The sequence below is a fragment of the Marinifaba aquimaris genome (genome assembly GCF_013328345.1).
Classification (GTDB): Bacteria; Pseudomonadota; Gammaproteobacteria; order Enterobacterales; family Alteromonadaceae; genus Marinifaba; species Marinifaba aquimaris.
On record NZ_JABULX010000002.1, the window covers coordinates 224,740 to 245,994 of the forward strand.

Consider the following 21,255-nt stretch of genomic DNA (forward strand, 5'->3'; position numbering starts at 1 on the left):
TACTTAACTGACTTTTACTGTGTAGGTTTTCGTTGTTGCATTGCCTTCACTGTCAGTAACCGTGACTGTGATGCCATACATACCTGGGCTTTGGTTATCAGTGTAAGTAAAACTCACACTGCTACCTTTTTGACCATCTAAACCATCTACAACACCGCCATCTACGCCAACTAAAGACCATGTGAGTTCATTGTTGTCTGAATCAAGGTCAAAAGCTTCAAGGTTGATAGTAATCGCTACACCATCATCCATATCAGCAATATCATTTGTATTAGATGTGGTTATATCGGGTTTAAATTGTGAGCTCAGAGCGTATTTAACCGAATATGGAGTGCTGTCAGCATTGGAAGAAGAGCCTGCTAAATACAACGCATTGCCCACGGTTCTTAAAGCGGTAAATTCAATATTAGTATTTGCAACCGAATCGAGGAATAGTCCTTGATCAGCAAAATTAGTATTGATTGAACCGTCTTGATTTAAATAGAGAACGAGACCACTTTTAATTGAATCAAGTTCATCTCGACCCCAACCTGCCAAAATAACACTGCCATCGAGTTGAAGTTCAATATCCTGCCAAACACTGACTAATCGGTTGTTAAGCGATGATGTTAAAGTATCAAAAGAAATTTGCCCTGTGCCTGCCCAATTGCTATCAAGTAAACCCGCATCGGTATAGACATGAGCTAAACCAAACTGGCCACCTTCATCTTCACTATAACCAACTGCTAAAATGGAATTGTCACTGCGTAGCACGATTCTAGAGTAAGCTTCAGAAAAAGCATTTTCGTTGTTATTGAACAACTGGTAACCCTGTGTTCCAGCAGTATTGAAGCCTGTTTTGTCCAAAGTAGGTACTGACATATCAATTCTGGCAATAACGGCTTGTCTGCTACCACCCGAGTTGATTGAACCTGCAATCACTAACTTGCCATTGGCATCAATGAGCATATCATTAACGTTCAATTGATCATCAGATGATGAACCAGTGCCATCTATATTGATATTAAAGTCAAGTGTAGAGTTACCACTGAACGGCGAGTACGCGGAACCATCTGCAGCAACAGCATTGAATTCAACAGTGTCCGTCGTCGAATCATAAGCAGCAATAAAAATATTACCTGTAGCGTCTCGATAAAGTCGGCCAACTGCGGCATATGGTCCTGTGGTAAATATCGTCCTACCCGATGAGTTAAAGCTCGTATCAAGCTCCCCTGATGCTAATAACTTCTCCAGCACAAGATCTGTGCTATCTCGTAGTATCAGTGTAAAGGTATTACCTGAATCATCAGCAATGGAATCAAGAACCACTAAAGAGCTAGCCCCTCTAACAAGGTTATCACTATAAGTGACAACACCAGACTCCCCTTTACTCACATCGGGAAGTCCTGATGCTGTAAGATAATTATTAAAACCTTGAATGCTAAAAAAGCTTGTCACATCTCCGGCAAATGAAATAGAACCATCACTAGATATATTAGGTTGGATATTCTTTTCATCCGCAATTTGTTGACTGTTAAACACAAAACCATCCCCACCAAATGCAGTAACTAGATCACCATTTACATCTTGCTTAGCAATTCCTACAAACCGGTCTTCCGAATAGCTTCCGTTAAAACCAGACATAGAATAAATGTTACCAAGGCCATCGGTAGCTAAAGAGGAACCATATTGTGTTGTATTATCGTCATAGAAATCATTAATTCTAACGCCATCTCCAATACCAGAATTCCAATTCGTATCAAGTAAACCGGAAGCAGTTTGTTTTGCAACAAATGTCTTATTGTTAGAATCTGTATAAACAACGTAGCCTGTAATAAAAATTTCATCACTGCTATTAACGATCATTTCTTTTGAGTAAATCTTAGTGCTATTAAAACCGATATAAGTGAAGTCAGTTGGTGCTATTTCACCAAATCCGCCGCTTATACCAAAAGTATTATCAACGTCACCATTGTATTCAAATCGACGTATTTTCGATTTAGAGTCAGTGTCTTGAGCATTTAAAATCAGCCGCCCGTCAGACTGAATGGCAATAGAAGGGTTAGATAAGGTACCGAGCTGTATGATGCCATCACCAGAGCCATCTGATAAAGGGTCATTCCATTCGGAGTCAAGAACACCAGCACTGGTTAAGCGGAAGAGGTATCTAGAACTTCCCCCTTTACCAGCAATAACTACCTTCCCTCTGAGTGAAGCATTAATGTGATCATTGGGATAAGCTAAAATATCAACTGCATTTTCATTTGATTCACTGAGTGCATTGATTTCCCTAGAAAACACCTCTGTCCCATTCGCTTGATAGAAGGCACCTACATAATAATTTTTATTAAGAGAAGCATCACGCGATTGACCCGATACATATATCAGATCGTTCTCTAAATAGACAGAATGAAGAATGTTGGAATTATTTGTATTAAACTGAAATTCTTTGTATCCATCATTATCAAAACTGGTATCCAGTTGACCTGTTACTAAATCAATTTTAGTAATTAGAAAGTTATAGATATTGTCCGCATCGTATGTATACCCTACCGCAAATGCGTGGGTACTATTGACTGCAATTGCTTGAAATTGTGCTCCGTCAGCCTTTGAAAAATCACTAGAGAAAATTCCTTTGTTAGCAAAAGATGTATCAACACTACCATCCTGATTATAACGAACTAAATTTGCTATCGCCTTAGTCCCATTAGGGTGACTAGATATAACTAGTGGTTTGTTATCATCTTGAATAGCGATTTGTTTTCTTTGAAACGCAGCATTACGATTTGCAAGATCTGCAATATAAGTTTCACCTAGTGCTCGGCCTGATAGACCGTAACTCGTATCGAGTGTCAATGCTTGAACTTGAGTTGCACTTAATAAATTAATGGTCATTACAGCTGTCGCTGAATTAACACCATCACTAACCTTGATATTAAGCGTAAAACTTGGGTTATCCGCTACGGTAAGCTTAATATTATTGGCAACTTTCACATCACCATTTACATCGATAAAGAAAGTATTATCAGTATTACCACTGGTAATTTCCCAGATGTAATTAGTCGCTTGATTGAAGTTATCGACCACCAATGAGCCCACGACAGTATTAACCGATTGTAGCTCGTAAATTTCAAACGTCGCAGGCAATAAACCAACTGGCTCATAAACATCGGTTAACTGAACTTGATAAATTGCATCACCTGCTCTTTCATTGATATCAGAAACTTCAACGGTCAGATCAATTGTCGGAGACGTTTCATAATCGAGTAAACTTGAATCGACAACAGATATCTCCCCCGTAGTAACATTAATGGTAAAAGCTCCATTCACAGTACTTGCGACAATGTCGTAAAAAACTTCGCCGCCTTCAGGGTCAACAGCAGGAACGGTTCCAACAATGGTGCCATTTGCCGAATTTTCTGCTATGGACGAACTTGCACCTGTCCATATCGGTGCTTCATTAACATCTGTTATATCAACTCTCAAAAAGACGGTGCCATGCATATTTGGCGTACCAGAGTCAGTCGCTTTAACTGTTAAACCATAGCTATTGGTTGTTTCAAAGTCTAAGTTGGTAGTATCAGCAACGGTTATTTGGCCATTAGTATCAATTGCAAAGATACCGTCATCATTGCCAGATAGCAGTTCCCAAGTCACTATTTGTCCGGGGTCTTGATCGGTAAAAGTAACCTGCGTCACTAGATCAGCAACTTGTGCACTTTCTGCAATACTGGTATTGCTTGCAGTCAATTCAGGTGCATCATTAGCATCTGTAATAGTGATGGTAAGAGAAAGGGAATCGGTTAATGCTGGCGTTGCAGAATCTGCTACTTGTAATGTTAATGAATAACTAGTTGTTGTTTCAAAATCAAGCTGACTTGCATCATTAACACTTAACACACCATTACTGTTTATAGCAAAAATATTCGTATCATTACCGCTCGTGATACTGAATGTGTGAGAATCTGACGAATCGGGGTCAGTCACGGTTAGGGTTGTGACGAAGTCGCCATTTGCAGCATTTTCAGCAATGCTAGCATTACTACCTGTTAACGACGGAGCATCATTTATGTTTTGCAAACTGATAGTCACTACTTCACTGGTACTTAAATTTGGTGAGCCAGAGTCTGTGACTGTGATCGTGAGTTCTCTTGATGCCTCAGTAGAAAAGTCAATTTGATTAGTATCTTGTATTGAGATAACACCAGCTGCATCAATACTAAACACGTTATTATCGTCACCTGCTGTAATAGTAAAAGTATGAGTATCTGCTTGATCAGCATCAGTAACCGTTGCAGTGGTAACAGTAGAACCCAGCACAGCATTTTCAGCCAACGTTGCATTATTCACAGTTAAAACAGGGCGATTATTGGTTAATACCAAGTTAACCGTAATAACTGCGGTATCACTTTCACTTTGGCTATCTGAGACTTTAACGGTAACAGTAATTGGCAAAGATTGAGTAAAATCGATTAAGTTCGGGTCGTTAAGTACCAATTGACCTTGATTATCAATTAAGAAAATGCCACCAGCGTTACCCGATTCAATAGAAAAAGTCTGCGTATCGTTACTATCAGGGTCAGTGACAGACACAGTGGTAACCACAAAGCCTGGGGCTGCATCAGATTGTGTCAAGTTAACCGTTGCATCTGTTATAACAGGTGCAGTATTGGTATTAACAACACTAATATCAAAAGCACTCAGACTTGCTTGTGCCTGAGCACTATCTGTTACTGTAATAACTATACCCTGATAATCACCTTCAACAGCTTGTCCAGATAAGGTACCTGTCGCAGTATCAAAACTTGCCCAACTAGGTAAGTTAGTAATTGATAGTGTTAAGGTGTCATTATCTATATCTTGGACTGTTGGTGTAAATGTGTAGAACTCTCGTTCATCAATCTGTGTTGTTGGTGTTCCAGATATAGTTGGAGCATCATTTACAGGGTTAACCGTTACTTGAATGACAGCACTTGACTGCCTACCTAACGAGTCTTCAATGGTATAATTGATTGAGGTAATACCATTAAAGTCAATACTCGGATCGTAAGTAATACTGCTGTCTGTAAAACTTAGTTGCCCGTTAGAAGTAGAAGCGGCAACGATAGTAAGAGTTGAAGCAGACACGTCATTATCTAAAGGTGAAATAACAACCGTCCCACCCTCATTTAAACTAGCAGTGTCATTGTTAGCAACAGTGGCAGATTCTTCAGCAATGGTAATTGCAACACTACCTTGAGCACTGAGTGTACCGTCACTGATTGAATAGCTGAAAGAATCAGTACCGACAAAAGAATTATTGGCTTGGTAGCTAAAACTGCCATCAGCAGATAGACTCAGATTCCCCTGTGTCGTATCTGATACCAAACTCACGATTAAGTTATCTTGGTCTAAGTCTGAGTCATTAGCTAATACACCAGGTGCCGCAATAATTAAATTTTGACCTTGTGTCGTTGAATAACTGTCATCTTGTACTGCTGGGGCATCATTAATACCCGTTACACTAATTGTGACAACTGCTTGCTGAGACGCTTGCAGTTCATTAGTAACCTGATAAGTAAAGGTATCATTACCAAAAAAGTCAGGTTTGGGTGTATAGGTAAAACTACCATCAGCGTTAAAGAACAAACTACCATTTACCGGTTGTGTTGTGACGCTCGCTTCTGGGGCGGTTAATTTAGCTACATCATCGTTAGCCAATACACCTTGAACCAAATTGACCACTAAATCATTATCTTCATCTACCTGATAGCTATCAGCTATTAGACTGAAGCTAATATCTTGACCTGCAATATTGATAGTGGCAGTGGCATTTGAGCTTGCTCCTTGGCTATCAAAAACTCGATAGTCAAAACTTACACTTGTTTCTTCAAGTGGCTGGGCATCAATAGTGAAACTAAAACTACCATCGCTGTTTAACGACACTGAGCCAAATTCTGGGTTAGAAATAACCGATGTATCAAGTGTTAATGCTTGTGTTTCAATATCGCTGTCATTTCCCAATAAGCCTGGGGCAGCAACGGTCAAAGACAGCTGTTCAGCTAAACTATAACTCTCAGCCAATACAATAGGTGCATCATTCACAGCTTCCACATTAATCGATGCAGATACTGTGGTATTGTTGTTTTGACCATCTGTGATCACAAAACTGAATTGATCTTGACCAAATACATTTTCATTCGGTTGATAAGTAAAATTACCGGTGTTATCAAATGAAATATTGCCCAAACTAGGCGCAGTACTTAGCTCTACAACCGTCAAAGTATCATTTTCAGCATCCGTAGCTTGTGCTAGTAAGTTTCCTTGTAAGTTGACATCTTCATTTGTCGTGAAGGATAGACTGGAAGATTGGGGTGCGGTATTAACAGGCTCTGCTGTTTCTTCACCGGGCTCTATATAGAAGATGTTAGAAAATGCACTTTCTCCAACATCACTTACCCCAGTGACGAGGACGTAATAATCTTGAGTAGGTTCAACATTGTTTAAAGTGAAGCTTGTTGTATCTAACGCTAAAAATTGCTGACCTAAAGCGAGTTGAGTTGCATTATTTTGATTAAGCTGACGCTCTGCTGCAAAGTAAACATTATATCGCTGAGCAGATGATAAACCTTGCCAGCTAATATTTAAATCAGTGCCATCACGACTGAGTACGACACCTGAAATGGATTCAGTCTGCCAATTAAATGCCAATTGCCCAGCAAACTCAACTACTGGCTTATCACGGGATAAGCCTTCCAAACTATCCTGAGTCCAAAGCTCTAAAATTAATTGGCCGGATGACAAACCAAAAAAGCTCGGCTCTAAACCCAACACAACTTGATTAAAATCAACATCAGCACAAGGCTCTGCCCCACTGTCGTTACACAACTCGAGTGTTTGACTAGAACCTGAAAAACTAATGAACGCACGGTGTAACCCTTCAGGATCTTGGATATCAAAACTAAAACGCAACTTACCCGTCAGCGTCCCCGTGTCATAACCTGTTATTTGCGCTTCAACATTCGATTGCTCTGCAATATACACATCGCCAGCATTAGCGGCTTGTACTTCTGCTTCACTGTAACGATATTGACTAAGATTGTTAACTTGGCCCCCAATAAAACGCACCGGCATTTGCAAGTTTGAAGGCTCAAGCCCAGCAACTAAACGGCTATTCTCTTCGCCTTCCGTAGGCGTATCTGGATTAATAACCTGAGGGGGTTGATCAGCTGACGTATTGTTATCACTGCCGCTATCACCTGATCCACATGCTGTTAAAAGTGGAATGAAGACTAAACTAAGACAGTTGAGTTTTTTTAGCGAATGAATGAACTTACTCATCTTAGTTACTCTCTCCTAGGGTAAACGCACCACCTGCTCTTGAACTGGGGTCATTGATTTCTGATAATTCAATATCACCAATAATATTAGTACCTTCATTAATAAAACCGCCGCTAATTTCACCATCAGCTTTGTTATTGCCATGACTGGCAAAGTTAATGCCCATTTCAAGTGCATTGCGATTAATCACACCGTTAAAGGTTGCAAACCACTCACCTGTTGGATCATCAAAAGATAACACACCATCATCAATAGTTTGACGATCGAAGTTCACTTGCATGTTCATCTGTACATTCGAAACAATACCATTGCTACTTGTAATGCTATGACTAACTAAATCGGAGAAATCAACCACACCTGTACGTTCGGCAATAATCGATTCATCGGCACCCGCTAAGTCATTAAAAAGTTCTTCATTTATTTCTATATTTTCAGCTAGCTCGTCACTAACTTCCTGACTGGTAGAAGGGCTTTCCTGAGTAGTGACTGCAATATCGAATTCTCCTAAACTGGCTTCATCCGTTTGCCCCTCATCAGTATTCACTTCTAACTGAGTCGTTTGGCCTTGCTGTTCAGTCGTATCTTGCTCTGCACTATTTTGCGCAACCTGCTCATCTTGCTGGTTGTCTTGCGTATTTTCTTGTGCGAGGTTTTGTTCCGTGTTGTCATCCTGTTGACCTTGCTCGCCATCAGTTGTACTTGCACTATGGCCATCTTTAAAGTTTTCAGGAATTTCAGTAAAAGTGGTGATTTGGCCTTGGGTATCGACTTTCATATAATTAAAATCGGCGCTTTCACCCAGAGAGAACTCGACATTTTGCCCTTGAATAGTAAGGCTAAGATCAATTGCACCATCCCAAACCGCAACAAATAGCTCATCGCCAATAAGTTCAACCTCGTAGTGCGTGCCGCGAATACCGATACTGCCGACAGGCGTCTCTAATTTGTAGTCGCCATTCTCGCGTTTTAACTTACCAGTTACTGTGCGAATACCGCCAGATAAAAGCTTCATCACAGCTTTACCTTTGTTGGCCTTTTCATCAAATTCATACTCTGCAATTTCAAGCTGAGTATTAGCCTGTAATGCAACTAGACCACCATCAGCCATTCGCAATTGAGCTCGGCTATCATCACCGGTAATGACAGTGTCAACATCATAAATAGGAGAACGGCGTTTTAAAGCTCTTTCATCTTCAGTTGTCGATGAGGCAATAACATCACCACGAGCAATAATGGTTTTACCTGCAACTTGTGGGCTAGCTTGTAGTAACATAGGCGCAAGTGAACAAAATAATAAAGTCACTATTGATAATTTTTGATTCAAAGTTTTCATCTACACACCTATGTTAAAAACGATAGTTAAAGCCAGTCGTCACTAACTCTTTATCATAATCATAAAGCACTACATTACTGTCCTTTTGACTGACCCTGACCTTAGTTTGCCATGACCAATCTGAAGAAAAATACCAACTGAAGTCTAGACCTAACATCAAAGTTTTATCGTGACGAGGTTCAAAAAACGGCTCTTCATCTAATAAAAATCTCAAGTCATCATGCTTGTGATCACTTTCTTGATAATCAATCGACACACCAAAACCGGCCCAATCGGCAATTCTCGATTGCCAAGCGTAGCCAACAAAGACGAGATCTCGCTCGTTGTGTTGCGAAAGTTCGTTAAATTCTCTTACCCGCTCAGCAGATACACCCAAACTTAAGCTATGCATACTTCTGCCATGAGGAATGCGCCAAATAAGTTCTGTGGTCGCGGCATCTAAACTCAAATTATCATCGACTTGATTATTCGTACGGGTGATTGAGCTTGTCCAAACCCAAGCGGATTGGTCTTCAGTAAACCACGTCATATCAAACATAACACCAGCTAAATTCTGATAATGCTCATCACCTAACCAAAACGGCTGCACATAACCCAATAATTTGTATTGACTTGTATCCCCTTTGTATTGATAACCCATAACGAGATCAGCACTGGTTTTTTGATATTGGTCGAAATCTTGGTATTCAGTATTATTTACAGCGATATCAGTAAATAAAGTAGACGATTTTGTCAGTGGATGTTGATAGCCCAATTGCGCATTAACTTGCCACTGGGCGTCTTCTTCTATGGCAAACCTGACAGGTAATAAACCTAAGCCTGGAAAGGGCAACTCGGTTTGAGTATCTCCCAAGCCAGAGTTGACATTCGTATCATACCCAAGGCTAGCAGCCACACCACCGTACCACTTTTGACCTTGAGCTAGTGCTTTATCTTCCATCAACTCAATGTAATTTTGTATTTGATCGGCTAGTTCAGGGTCAGGGTTCAACGCTAAGCAACGCTCGAATTCTCTTTGAGATGCTTTGTAGTTATCGAGTTGATAATAGGCAATTGCCAGTGCGGCTCTTGCTTTGATATCTTGTGGGCGATTCATTATTACGCGCTCAAAAGCAAATATAGCCTTTTGATGTTGCCCTAAATTTCTAGCGGCAATACCGTATAAATAATCAAAATCAGCATCACCTGCCCACTCCTCAAAATGAGTTTCACCCAATTGGAAGCTTTGCTCAAAATCCTTTTCATCGAGCAATTGCAGCATTGAGATGCGAGGGTCGACAATCTCTGCATGAACAGAAGCAGATATAATCAAAGCAGCCATACAAGCTTTAAATAATAAACGCACAAAAAAACCTATAATCAAAGTAATAGATAGAATGATAAAGTGAAATTGAGTCTAAACTAGCTGAATGAGAAGTTCAGTAACAGCCTAGACGTATTGCTTATATTGTAATACTTTTTAGAAACCTTTTTTTATAAAAAATTAACATTTCTTAATCAGTTTTATAATTTGAATTTGCCATGAAAAAGAGCCTTCCATTAACGTCACTATTGTTATTAAGCTTATGTTTTTACAGCTCTTTTAGTTTGTCTAAGCAAACTAGTTTCAAAACGATGCAAGAGAATGGCAAAACAAAATTCACTTACAAATGGTCAGATCATAAACAAAGACAACAAAAAATTAGCTTTGCATTAGACAGTCAGCAACTTAACAATGCCTTTAGCCGCTTTCGCGATTACAACCCTGATGTAGCCCTTAGGCATGTTGAAGTTGGTATATTGAGAGGTCTACCGGCACTTCAAGATAAAAATGCTCAGGCCAAGCTAATAAAACGCCCTAACGAAATCGTTTTAAATTTTACCGGTAACGATCAAGCTGCGATAAATAAATTAAGAAGAGCAACTATGTTGCTAAAAAGACAAAGTGAGCAAGCCTACTACAACAAAGCGTTTTACCACGAATATAAGGATAGCTTTGGAAAACAGGGTATAAAAGCCGATCACGTCCGCTTTACTACTGAGTCCATGTCGATGTTAACGCCAATTGCACAACATATTTTTGAAAATTATAAAAACTTACCGACCCGAGAGATCGTTAATTACCTTTTATCTTTCGTGCAGACGATTCCTTATCAAGATTTAGAAGATAGACACACAACACATGGCGCGGGTTTTAGCCCGCCAAATAGGCTTTTACTCGAAAACAGAGGTGATTGTGATAGTAAAAGCGTGCTCATGTTAGGCATATTAAGAAACTTATTTCCCAACTTGGGCTTAATCATGGTTTACCTGCCCAACCACGCACTTATCGGTATTCAGATCCCTTACCAAAAAGGAGATGAAAAAATTGAAGTTGAAGGAACACAGTATGTACTCGCAGAGCCAACTGGCCCTGCGTTATTGCCTGTTGCTAATATTGCAGAACAATCACAAATATACATTGGTGCTAAAAGCTACTCTATCGAGTCAATTCCCACTAAAAATAGTTTAATGAGAAGAAAGGGTTAATGTAACCACAACCAATATTGCGATAACCAATAATAACGCCCCGGGTATTTCTTACTCGGCGCCGTACAATTGTAACGACTTCTTCCTTTCCCTAACTGCTTTAATGCCTTCACTTTAAAAGTATTTTTGGAGATCCAAACTGGCTTTGGTGAGTCTTGCCCTGGCACAAAACAGGCAAGCTGTTGCCAAGCCATATCATCTCGATTATTCATTACGACCATCATCTCTGGCGGATTGTTATTTTCAGCTAACATAGGTTCAACAGGCTGCATGGATTTAATAGGCATGGGCAGACTGTACAATTTAGTTTTTAGTGTTTTTAAATTGGCATATATGCCTGATGCGGGAAATCGAGGCAGAGCTTGCCACGTCAGGCTATACCCGACAGAGCCACTGTGTTGAGCAAAACTAGTATAGCCGCGCTCTTGTAACCAGGTATTTAACCAGTGATTGTATTCGCCATAAGGAAAAGCGACGAACTTGTGCGACTGTCCGGTTTTTTCTTTAATAATGGCTTCAGTATCTAAGATGCTTTTTTTTACTTTTTTTCGCCACACCGACAGTGGGATGTTTTCAGGGTCTCGCACCCAGTATTCATGATCCCAACCGTGATTAGCTATTGTCGCACCTTGCTCGCCTAGCTCTTTTAATTGCTGCCAATTTAAATAAAAATCAGAGCCAAGCGCTATCATCCCCGGGTTAACAAAAATTGTATAAGGCATATTACGCTTATTTAACTCTGGAATAGCCACATTGAGCAGGTTAGTAAAACCATCATCAAAAGTTATGGCTACGGATTTGTCTTTTAATGGCGTCTTACTTTTTAGCTTGGCCATTGCTTCAGGTAAACTGACAACGCTAAAGCCTTCTTGCTCTAAAAAATCTAAATGTTCGATAAAGCCTTTTTCAGTAATTGATGTTACTGCAGGCGTAGTGTCAGCAACGTGATGGTATTGTAAAATAGCAACGTGATTCGCATCTTGTGCCGCTGCACTTAAGCCATACAAAAATAAACTTATAAGTAGGATTATCCTTTTCACCAATGTCTCTCTCAAAATTAAATAGTGCAGTTTTAACCATAGCCTTACCTATGGTGATTTCCAATATCACTACCCCATTATTGGGCATAGTTGATACCGCCGTGGTGGGTCATTTAGACCACGCCTATTATATCGGGGCAGTATCACTTGGCGCTATGATTGCGAGCTTAATTTATTGGCTTTGCGTGTTTCTGCGCATGGCAACGACAGGGCTTACCGCTCAGCAAATAGGTAAAGGGCAAACACACGCACCTCAGGTTTTAGTGCAAGGCCTATCGATAGCAATGCTCATTAGCATCACAACGCTAATTATTAGCCCACTTATCATCTCAACGGGTTTACAAATAGCCGACGCCAGTGCCGAAGTTAGCTTTTACGCTAAGCAGTATTTTGATATCCGGATATGGTCAACACCAGCAGCTCTGGCAAACCTTGTACTCGTAGGCTGGTTAATCGCTCAACAAAGAACCAAATTGGTGATGTGGGTCCAAATAGCCATTAACTTGGTCAATATCGTGCTCGACCTCACTTTAGTCGTTTATTGGGATCTAAAAATAATAGGTGTTGCGAGTGCATCTGTGTTGGTCGAGTACCTGGCGTTAATAATCTACCTCGTCGTTACTTACCAAATACTGGACAAAACGACATGCATAAAAATACTTTTTAACCGTGATCAATTTAAAGGTTTTAAACGCTTTTTATCTGTTAACAAGGACATCTTGATACGGACACTCTGTCTTGAGCTTTGCTTTGTTTACATGCATTTTCACGGCGCAAAATTAGGTGATACCACACTCGCTGTAAATGCCGTTTTATTAAATTTCTTGATGCTTATCGCACTTGGCCTAGATGGTATAGCCTACTCGGCAGAAGTACTGATAGGTAAAGCCTACGGGGCAAAAAAACGCAGAAAATTGAGGGTCATATTTAAGCTGTGCCTCAGGTGGAATTTGGCACTTGCCATCGGTTACAGCCTCGTTTTCTTGCTGCTAGGTCAACAAATTATCAACTTAATGACGGATATAGCGTCGGTACAAAGTAATGCAATGCACTTTATTATCTATATTGTTTTGTTGCCCGTTATTGCTTGTTGGTGTTTTTTATATGATGGCGTTTATATCGGCTTAGCAGATAGTCGTACGATGAGAAACAGTATGATCATCTCTGTGTTTTTAGTTTTTTTCCCAGCGGCAATATTGTTACAAGCTTGGCAAAATCATGCCTTGTGGCTTGCTATGCTTGGTTTAATGGCAGCCAGAGGGTTGAGTCTTGCTTGGCACTTTAATCGCCGTTATTACTCGATTTAAAACGTTCAGAAGCAGACAAGACCTGAGAATAACGATTGGCAAAAATACCAATGTAGCCATAAACCGCAGCGATAAAAGAAGGGATCAAGCCGACAAGCCCAATGTGAAACCAGTAATCCCAATGCTCAATGCCAAACCAGATAATCATGGCACTGAACCAAAAGCCCACTAAACCCGAGATAAAAAAATGGGCGCTTCGCTTTGGCGAAGCACCCAATTTATATATTTTATTTTTTAACACGTTAAACCGATTAAGCGTAAGAGTGGTCACCGTGTTCGTGTTCAGTGATATCTTTAACGCCTGTTAATTCACCCGGGAACTGCTCTAACAATTGCTTTTCAATACCTTCTTTTAAAGTCAAATCAACCATAGAGCAACCGTTACAACCACCGCCAAATTGCAATACTGCAACACCTTCATCTGTTAATTCCATTAAATCAACTTTACCACCATGGTTAGCTAATTGAGGATTAATCGCGCTTTGAAGTACATATTCGATTCGCTCACGCAATGGCGCATCTTCACCCACTTTACGCATTTTAGCGTTTGGCGCTTTTAACGTAAGTTGAGAGCCCATTTGGTCAGTAGTGAAATCGATTTCAGCTTCTTCTAAGAAAGGCGCACTTTCAGGGTCTACTACTGCGTTAACGAATTCGTAATCTAAACGAATGTCTTTATCTTCGATAGCATCAGCTGGGCAATACGAAACACCGCATTCAGCATTTGGCGTACCAGGATTAACAACAAATACACGAATACACGTACCTTCGTCTTGGCTTTCTAATAATTTGGCAAAGTGTTTTTGCGCAGTTTCAGAAATTGAGATAAATAATTTTTGTTCAGACATCGAAAAAGTACCTGACTAAATAACTAGGATATTTTGTTATTCTACTCTTTTGTTTGCCGACTGACCAGTCTATAGCGATTCATTAGCCCAAGCATAGACAACTGCAGTAACGGTTATCGCTCCTTGTTGCTTGAGTAAATAAGCCAATTGATTCAGCGTTTGGCCTGTGGTGATCACATCATCAACGAGGTAGATATGTTTACCTTCGATATTCGCCACTTGCTCTGCTCTTACTTGATAAGCATTGTGCTTAGCTCTTCTCGCTTTTGCCCCCTGCCCTGATTGGTGCGCCACACCGACTTGCCGGTAGAATAAATCGTTTAAAGGCTTGCCGATTTTATCAGCAACAAATTGCGCCATAATGTAAGACTGATTGAAGCCTCTTTGCCATAACCTTAACCAATCGCTGGCGACATAAGTGATAACAACCTGCTCATCGCTTTTTAACCCCACATCAAAGTCTTTTGTCAAAGCCCGCTGCCAAATTGTGTTTAATACCGACTCATAGTGCATGACTTGTTGATATTTGTAAGCGCTAATCCATTTTGAAATAGGCCATTGATAATTAAATGCCACATATATGTGATCAAGTGTATCCATTTCCATAACCGACGCTAATTTAGGTACCTCTTTTAAATCGGCAAATGCAAGGTAACTGGGGCTATTGAAAATATCTTCGATACAAATGGGACACAAAGCGTCATCTGCCTCGGCATCACCGCATAAAGTGCAAGGCGATGGCATCAAAATCGGATATACTCGTTTCCTTAATTTTTCGAACCAATCACTCATTTGCATCTCGGTTTATTGAGCCGTGTAAGTAGAGTGTAGAACAAAGTAGTGAATATCTAGATGGCAAATAAATCAACGCTCTATTTCATCCATGGCTGGGGAATGAATCAAGCAGTATGGCAACCTGTTACGCAAGCACTGACAGATGATTTTGACGTTGTGACACTAGACATTCCCGGGTTTGGCGCAGCCAGCGAAGAGATAATAACCCCTTTTAGTCTGGAAAATATTTGCCAGCAAATGGAACAAACAATCGAAAAACCCGGTATTTTCATTGGTTGGTCTATGGGAGGCTTAATTGCACAATACTTTGCTCTGCATTATCCAGCATTGGTAACAGGCCTTATTTGTGTAGCATCTTCTCCTTGCTTTGCAGAAAAAAAACAAACCGATTGGCCTGGCATTAAACCTAAAGTTTTAGCAGGTTTTCAGCAACAGCTTGCAAGTGACTACAGTAAAACGTTAGAGCGCTTTTTAGCGATCCAAGCAATGGGAAGCCCAACGGCTAAGCAAGACATCAAGGCGCTGAAAGCCCTCTTAATGACTTACCCTAACCCGGCATTGTCAGCCTTAAAAGGGGGCCTAGTTTTACTAGAACAAGTCGACTTGCGAAACCAAATAGCGGATATCACCCAGCCAACCTTAAGAATTTATGGCCGGCTCGATTCGTTGGTACCAGCAAAAGCAATCGATTTCATTTCAGCTCTACAACCCAATGCACAAACCCTACTGTTTAAACATGCCTCTCATGCGCCTTTCTTGTCAGACAAAACAGAGTTTATAGCGAGTATTAGACAATTTATAACCAAAAGCACTAATCAGTAAGTTATCTATCTAGAGTGATTCTATTCAGACACTTTAAATTGTTCGCTTTTTAGACGATAATCATTGGTATATAGGTACAAGTGTACCCGTTTTTAGCTATCCCAAATTGAGCAGTAATGAGATAGGGTAAGGTCGTTATGCAAATTCAAAATGCTTTTTATGCTGGTGTTCAAGGCTTTCAAAAGGCTTCTGATGGTGTCACTCAAGCTAGTGCAAACATTGCTAAAGAGTCAGCAGGTAACACACCTGCCAATGCACCATCTACTGTCGAAAACCTGGTTTCACTTGTCGAAAATGAAAATCTTGCCGCTGCAAACGCCAAATCGATACAAGCTGGAAGCGATATGTTAGGCACTATTTTGGATATTACCGTTTAATTCGATGAATATTGTTACTCAGTTCCCTGTTAACTTAAATCTCAACTTTGCTAACCCGCAAACAGAGTCGGCGCAAAGGCAACAAGCTGCGCGCGAGTTAATTAGCCAAACTGAACAAGCATCAAAACGAGATGCAGAAAAAGGGCTTAATAACGAAAACGAGCAAGCTTCAACCAAGCAAGCTCCCCTCACTTATGATTACATCAAAGCGCAAAAACAAAACAGAGATACAGCTGATTTTGCGAATAACCTAAATAGCGCAAGTGAAGGTGAAACAAGCCAACAAGACGGTAATCCAACTGACCAACAAAGTCAGGGCCGAGAGTTAGCAGAACAAGCACAGCAAAGTTCACAACAATCGAACCAGCAATTTACAGAAGCTGAACTGAAAAAAATTGCAGAACTGCAAGCCAGAGATCAGGAAGTACGTGTTCACGAACAAGCCCATGCTAATGCAGGTGGTCAATATGCGGGTTCACCCAGCTATGATTACGAGCGTGGTCCTGATGGCAAGAATTATGCGGTCGGTGGAGAAGTCAAAATAGATGTTTCTGAGGTACCCAACGACCCACAAGCAACCGTTCAAAAAATGGAGCAAGTGCAACGCGCTGCATTAGCCCCAGCAGAACCATCTAATCAAGATAGAAAAGTAGCCGCAGAAGCAGCTCAAAAACAGCAAGCTGCTCGTCAAGAAGTTTTACAAAAGAACGTTGAGCGGCTATCCGCTGATGCACAAGTTGAGAACGCACAAACTACGCAAGCAAATACCGAGGCACAAAACGTAGCACAAGTTATTAAAGCCGAGGATATTCAAAGCCAGGGCATCAATGTTCAACCTGTACCTACTTTTCAAGCACGTGCATCACTGAAAGCAGAAGAGCTTGATGCAGAATTTATCCCTACCCTAGACACCAGCCCATCTGTGCCAACCTTTGCTGAAACCATTGAGCAATCGGACCCTCAAATCAACTCTCGAGCTTTGAAGATCCAACGTTTCTACAACACCAACAGCATACCTAATCAAAATAATTTAAGTGCTTACGCTTAAATTTAATTTTTGCTGCTTACGCCATATTTTATAACGGCTATCCAAATAAGCAGGAATACTGAGTAAGGCCACAAACCCCATACATGCCAACACATCCCAATACCAAGTTTCGTTAACATATTGATGAACACTTGGCCCCAAGTAATAAATCACCATAGTGTGAAATACAAATACAGCGAGTGCATGCTGGCCTAAAAATACAGGATACCTGAGCTCATAAAGCTTGTTTAAATAGGGTAAAGAGAGCTTAAACATATAGGCTAAAACTAAAATATTAATAATGCGAAGTACAGGAACCGTGTCATTACTACCCGTCAGCCATTTCCTTGACTCAGCACTGGCAAATGTAGTGAACCATTCTGGTTGCATATGCTTAATCAACATTAAACTGGCAAAAACAGCTATAAAGATTGCTTTGATAATAGGTGGAAACACAAATACTTGTGGTCGCGTTTTTATCAAATAGGCTAACACTACGCCTAAATAAAAAAGTACTTGCCAAGCAAGTGGGTCAAAATAGCTCAACCTTAACGTTAAATCGGGAAAGAACAGTGAAAAAGGTTGATTCAAAATATCTTGTTGTAAAAACTGAGCAGCTAACCAAACAGCGAAACTCGCACCCAGTAATAATAGCCATTTCCCTTTTGCTAATAATTGCAAAGCAAAAGGTAAAAAGAACATGGGCCACAAATATAAGATCAGGATATCAAAAAAGCCTGGTTGCTCTAACAAACTGAAAATTAGAAATACAGTAGAAGTAGGGTCTTGATACCAATTACTGACCAATAAGAATTCTAACCAAACCGGTTTGAAAACTGGCCACAAAGCAATGAGACAATAGACAATCAACAATGAAATGCAGTGGAATAAATAAATCACTCCACACCTGTGCCAAATTTTCTTCCTTTGTTTGGCTTTATCGTCAATTTTTGAGTAAACAAGGTAAGCAACAAAACCAGATAAAAAGACAAACCCTTCTGCAGCAGAAACAAAACCAAAAGGCTCACGAGTAAATGTAGAAACAAACTGACCAAATAAATGGTTGCAAGCAATGATAATTAATAGCCAACCTCTGAGGCCATCTAATGCTAATACTCTCGACATATTTTCCCTTTATCTGAATTCGCTGTTATTCCATCTTTAAAACGCAAAGAAATGAACACAATGAACTTGTTTAAAAAATGATACACCCTAAACTAAGTGTATTAGTTAATTAATACACCAATACAGACTAAAAATCGAATGACTATAGATAGTATTTTGATGCAACTTAATCTCGACCCGCATAGTGGTACGCCAATATACCGCCAGCTTGTTGAACAATTAACCCATTTAATCACAGCTAAGCAATTGAAAACAGGAGATAAGTTACCTTCTGTACGAAAAATTGCTGAACAATTTTCTATCAATCCTATGACGATATCCAAAGCCTTTGGTCAATTAGAGTCACAAGGGCTAGTCATCAGAGAAAGAGGCAAAGGCATGACGGTAGCGGCAAGAGAGCAACAAAATGAGCGTGATTATTTAGCAACGCGCCTAGCGCTGATTCAGCCCAATATCGAGCAGCTGGCCATGCAAGCCAAGCAATTGGATTTGACACAAGAAGACATATTGACGGCTTTAGCCAAGCAAATGAGTAAAACAGTTTAATTAAGGAATGACCATGGAATCTATTATTGAATTAAAAGGTGCAAGTAAGCGTTTTGCCGATAAAACTGTGCTTCACAATATTGATTTAAATTTGCCTAAAGGCAGAGTCATCGGTTTATTAGGCCCAAATGGCGCGGGTAAAACAACGTTAATGCAAGTCATGCTAGGGATGCTTAACCTAGATAGCGGAGAATCTAAGCTATTTAGTCAAAATAGCTGGCAACTCGATGCTATGGCTAAAGCAAAAATTGGTTATGTACCTCAGCAACCTGCTTTCTTTGAATGGATGAGCATTGAACAAAGTATTCAATACCAAAAAAGCTTCTACCCAAGTTGGGATCACAACAGAGTAGAGGCATTACTCGATATGTGGCAATTAAACGGCAAAGAGAAAATAAAAAACATCTCACTTGGGCAAAAACAACGCTTAGCGATTGTGCATGCATTGGCACACCAACCAGAACTATTGATCTTAGATGAGCCTGTTGCCAGTTTAGATCCATTGGCCAGACGAGAGTTTATTCAAGAGCTAATCAAATTAAACTTAGCGCAAGAAACCACTATTTTATTCTCCACGCACATTGTTTCGGACCTTGAGCGAGTTGCTTCTGATGTCGTCATCATCAACCAAGGACAACTAAAATACTCAGGTGCCTTGGATGTGTTAAAAGAACAAGTCAAAAAAATCACCATCAAAGCCTCAGAACAAATGCCTGAAACTAGCCCATTTTCATCTACGCTGAGCTATAAGGCACAAGGAGTATTTGCTAATGCCGTTGTTCAAGGTGCAGCAGATTTAGAGCTCGATAAAATAAAAGCACAGTTCAACGCTGAGCTACACGCACAAGACTTAGATCTCGAGCAAATATACATGGAGATAGCGCAATGATAGCCACATTGAGTATTAGTCAGCGTTTGCTAAGAGCAAATTGGCTTTATTTCCTAGTTGCCTTAATCGGTTTATGCGCTTTACCAGCAATACCTGATATGCATTATTCAATGCGTATTTTTGTCACCGTCTGCTTTTTAGCCCAATTTGCAGCGACATGTGGATTAGAACTCAAAGCGATTAACTGCGAACAACACGCCTTTGTTTTACCTAATTATCCTAAAGTAGCCCAACTTGGCGTTTTGATGGCGAGCTTATTTCTCACCTTTATCTTTTCAATGGTCAATCATTACAAAGGTGTGCCTTTTGAACTGAGCTTTTTATTCACCTTCAACTTTTTATTAATTGCCATCGCGACTCAGTTTTTACCTAATCAAGTCTACCAAGCTGGTTTTTGGATGATATTCGGTTTAGCGTTTGCAACAGTGATAAAGTCAGGCTATACAGAGCAACTTGATCAGCTAGTACAATCGAGTGAAACAATATGTTTGTTGATATTGAGTGCGTTGGCCATGACGGGCGGATTTGCTTGGCATTTGAGTAAAAAACAAAATATCCAAGCGAATCAAAGTGCGAGTCGTATTCAATACTGGCATTCGATGATGTCACTTGCCAGTTGTCAGCAAAATTTAAAATATAATGCGAATGGTTTGGGCGTTGATAATTGGTTTTTCAAATCAATAAAATCGCCCTCAACCACAATTCTATACGCTTTATTTTGGCGCGATTCATTAATAGTGCACTCGCTGTTATTGATTTCAATTATCATCATCGCCATCACAGGTAGCGCAGGGTTATTACACAATGACCCACAATATGCATTTATCTCACTCATTAGCTGCATCATGATCGGCGTGTATTGTATCGCCTTTCATGTTGCGACAAGCAATCGTAGCTTAATCAGCCAGCTATGGCTGACGAGTACACGCGCCAACAATCAAAAATCAGCAAAAAAGTACGTGGTTAAGCTTTACTTGATAGCCATGCTACTGCCTTTTATTTTAATACTGGTGTTAACCAAACCGATTCAAGCGGCTTTTAGTACAGGCGAAGTCAATTGGTTACTGTATAGCGTTTACCTATTTGGCTTAGTATCAATTAATCTAGGGTTAGCATTATCAACTGCACAAAAACGTTCAAACCTAAGTCAGAAAATAGTGTATTTTCTTTTTATGGCCTGTTTACCTTTATTGATATTTACTCAAATGGGCATTGATTTTCTTGGCGCTGATATCATGCTCAACTTGATGGTTATTCTCACCCCTATTACAACGGGGTACTGCTTGTGGCAATACCATCAATTTATCAGTAAAGATGTAGAATGGGCGGCGTATTAAAA

Annotated in this window: 16 protein-coding genes; 8 read left to right on the forward strand and 8 right to left on the reverse strand. The window is 40.1% G+C overall.

The window, feature by feature from the left end:
- Positions 1-3: 3 nt before the first annotated feature.
- From HR060_RS02505 to HR060_RS02515, 3 genes are read right to left on the reverse strand one after another with little or no spacing between them, the layout of a single operon-like run.
- Positions 4-7,299 (reverse strand): Ig-like domain-containing protein, encoded by a 7,296-nt coding sequence (locus tag HR060_RS02505; RefSeq protein ID WP_174198686.1) that lies wholly within the window; start codon positions 7,297-7,299, stop codon positions 4-6.
- A gap of 1 nt (position 7,300) precedes the next feature.
- Entirely contained in the window at positions 7,301-8,632 is a 1,332-nt protein-coding gene (locus tag HR060_RS02510; RefSeq protein WP_174198687.1) for a FecR family protein, read from the reverse strand.
- Between the two features lie 13 nt (positions 8,633-8,645).
- The gene (locus HR060_RS02515) at positions 8,646-9,977 is read right to left on the reverse strand and encodes a surface lipoprotein assembly modifier (RefSeq protein WP_174198688.1); all 1,332 of its coding nucleotides are present in this window, start codon (positions 9,975-9,977) and stop codon (positions 8,646-8,648) included.
- A gap of 242 nt (positions 9,978-10,219) precedes the next feature.
- Between HR060_RS02515 and HR060_RS02520 the strand changes: the two genes are divergently transcribed.
- A complete protein-coding gene (locus HR060_RS02520; protein WP_174198689.1) occupies positions 10,220-11,140 on the forward strand; it encodes a hypothetical protein in 921 nt (306 codons plus the stop codon).
- Here the strand turns inward: HR060_RS02520 and HR060_RS02525 are convergent.
- Positions 11,137-12,180: a polysaccharide deacetylase family protein gene (locus HR060_RS02525; RefSeq protein WP_174198690.1), complete on the reverse strand. Its 1,044-nt coding sequence runs from the start codon at positions 12,178-12,180 to the stop codon at positions 11,137-11,139. The genes HR060_RS02520 and HR060_RS02525 overlap by 4 nt on opposite strands.
- A 2-nt stretch (positions 12,181-12,182) precedes the next feature.
- Here HR060_RS02525 and HR060_RS02530 point away from each other — a divergent pair, with 2 nt between their 5' ends.
- Positions 12,183-13,487: an MATE family efflux transporter gene (locus tag HR060_RS02530; RefSeq protein WP_174198691.1), complete on the forward strand. Its 1,305-nt coding sequence runs from the start codon at positions 12,183-12,185 to the stop codon at positions 13,485-13,487.
- Here HR060_RS02530 and HR060_RS19285 read toward each other — a convergent pair.
- From HR060_RS19285 to HR060_RS02545, 3 genes are all read right to left on the reverse strand, one after another.
- The gene (locus HR060_RS19285) at positions 13,462-13,635 is read right to left on the reverse strand and encodes a hypothetical protein (RefSeq protein WP_246283052.1); all 174 of its coding nucleotides are present in this window, start codon (positions 13,633-13,635) and stop codon (positions 13,462-13,464) included. The two genes, HR060_RS02530 and HR060_RS19285, sit on opposite strands and share 26 nt — an antisense overlap.
- 103 nt (positions 13,636-13,738) lie before the next feature.
- Positions 13,739-14,335, reverse strand: coding sequence for a Fe-S biogenesis protein NfuA (nfuA, locus tag HR060_RS02540; protein WP_174198693.1), 597 nt, complete (start codon positions 14,333-14,335; stop codon positions 13,739-13,741).
- Between the two features lie 69 nt (positions 14,336-14,404).
- Positions 14,405-15,127: a ComF family protein gene (locus HR060_RS02545; protein WP_174198694.1), complete on the reverse strand. Its 723-nt coding sequence runs from the start codon at positions 15,125-15,127 to the stop codon at positions 14,405-14,407.
- Positions 15,128-15,187: 60 nt separating this feature from the next.
- Between HR060_RS02545 and bioH the strand changes: the two genes are divergently transcribed.
- The 3 genes from bioH (at position 15,188) to HR060_RS02560 (ending at position 17,377) form a co-directional block, all read left to right on the forward strand.
- A complete protein-coding gene (bioH, locus tag HR060_RS02550; protein ID WP_174198695.1) occupies positions 15,188-15,952 on the forward strand; it encodes a pimeloyl-ACP methyl ester esterase BioH in 765 nt (254 codons plus the stop codon).
- Positions 15,953-16,089: 137 nt separating this feature from the next.
- Positions 16,090-16,329, forward strand: coding sequence for a flagellar biosynthesis protein FlgE (locus tag HR060_RS02555; RefSeq protein ID WP_174198696.1), 240 nt, complete (start codon positions 16,090-16,092; stop codon positions 16,327-16,329).
- A 4-nt stretch (positions 16,330-16,333) separates the two neighbouring features.
- Positions 16,334-17,377: a putative metalloprotease CJM1_0395 family protein gene (locus HR060_RS02560; protein WP_174198697.1), complete on the forward strand. Its 1,044-nt coding sequence runs from the start codon at positions 16,334-16,336 to the stop codon at positions 17,375-17,377.
- Here HR060_RS02560 and opgC read toward each other — a convergent pair.
- Positions 17,360-18,481, reverse strand: coding sequence for an OpgC domain-containing protein (opgC, locus tag HR060_RS02565; protein WP_174198698.1), 1,122 nt, complete (start codon positions 18,479-18,481; stop codon positions 17,360-17,362). The genes HR060_RS02560 and opgC overlap by 18 nt on opposite strands.
- Before the next feature lie 138 nt (positions 18,482-18,619).
- Between opgC and HR060_RS02570 the strand changes: the two genes are divergently transcribed.
- From HR060_RS02570 to HR060_RS02580, 3 genes are read left to right on the forward strand one after another with little or no spacing between them, the layout of a single operon-like run.
- A complete protein-coding gene (locus HR060_RS02570) occupies positions 18,620-19,027 on the forward strand; it encodes a GntR family transcriptional regulator (RefSeq protein ID WP_217434851.1) in 408 nt (135 codons plus the stop codon).
- Positions 19,028-19,040: 13 nt separating this feature from the next.
- Positions 19,041-19,916, forward strand: coding sequence for an ABC transporter ATP-binding protein (locus HR060_RS02575; RefSeq protein ID WP_174198699.1), 876 nt, complete (start codon positions 19,041-19,043; stop codon positions 19,914-19,916).
- Positions 19,913-21,253 carry a hypothetical protein gene (locus HR060_RS02580; protein ID WP_174198700.1) on the forward strand — a complete coding sequence of 447 codons (1,341 nt, stop codon included), beginning with the start codon at positions 19,913-19,915 and terminating at the stop codon, positions 21,251-21,253. The genes HR060_RS02575 and HR060_RS02580 overlap by 4 nt, the downstream gene beginning before the upstream one ends.
- Positions 21,254-21,255 lie beyond the last annotated feature (2 nt).

Coding starts and splice junctions, on each gene's coding strand:
- HR060_RS02505 (WP_174198686.1), bottom strand. CDS start 7,299: ATGAGTAAGTTCATTCATTCGCTAAAAAAACTCAACTGTCTTAGTTTA.
- HR060_RS02510 (WP_174198687.1), bottom strand. CDS start 8,632: ATGAAAACTTTGAATCAAAAATTATCAATAGTGACTTTATTATTTTGT.
- HR060_RS02530 (WP_174198691.1), top strand. CDS start 12,183: ATGTCTCTCTCAAAATTAAATAGTGCAGTTTTAACCATAGCCTTACCT.
- HR060_RS19285 (WP_246283052.1), bottom strand. CDS start 13,635: ATGATTATCTGGTTTGGCATTGAGCATTGGGATTACTGGTTTCACATT.
- nfuA (WP_174198693.1), bottom strand. CDS start 14,335: ATGTCTGAACAAAAATTATTTATCTCAATTTCTGAAACTGCGCAAAAA.
- HR060_RS02545 (WP_174198694.1), bottom strand. CDS start 15,127: ATGAGTGATTGGTTCGAAAAATTAAGGAAACGAGTATATCCGATTTTG.
- bioH (WP_174198695.1), top strand. CDS start 15,188: ATGGCAAATAAATCAACGCTCTATTTCATCCATGGCTGGGGAATGAAT.
- HR060_RS02555 (WP_174198696.1), top strand. CDS start 16,090: ATGCAAATTCAAAATGCTTTTTATGCTGGTGTTCAAGGCTTTCAAAAG.
- HR060_RS02560 (WP_174198697.1), top strand. CDS start 16,334: ATGAATATTGTTACTCAGTTCCCTGTTAACTTAAATCTCAACTTTGCT.
- opgC (WP_174198698.1), bottom strand. CDS start 18,481: ATGTCGAGAGTATTAGCATTAGATGGCCTCAGAGGTTGGCTATTAATT.
- HR060_RS02570 (WP_217434851.1), top strand. CDS start 18,620: ATGACTATAGATAGTATTTTGATGCAACTTAATCTCGACCCGCATAGT.
- HR060_RS02575 (WP_174198699.1), top strand. CDS start 19,041: ATGGAATCTATTATTGAATTAAAAGGTGCAAGTAAGCGTTTTGCCGAT.
- HR060_RS02580 (WP_174198700.1), top strand. CDS start 19,913: ATGATAGCCACATTGAGTATTAGTCAGCGTTTGCTAAGAGCAAATTGG.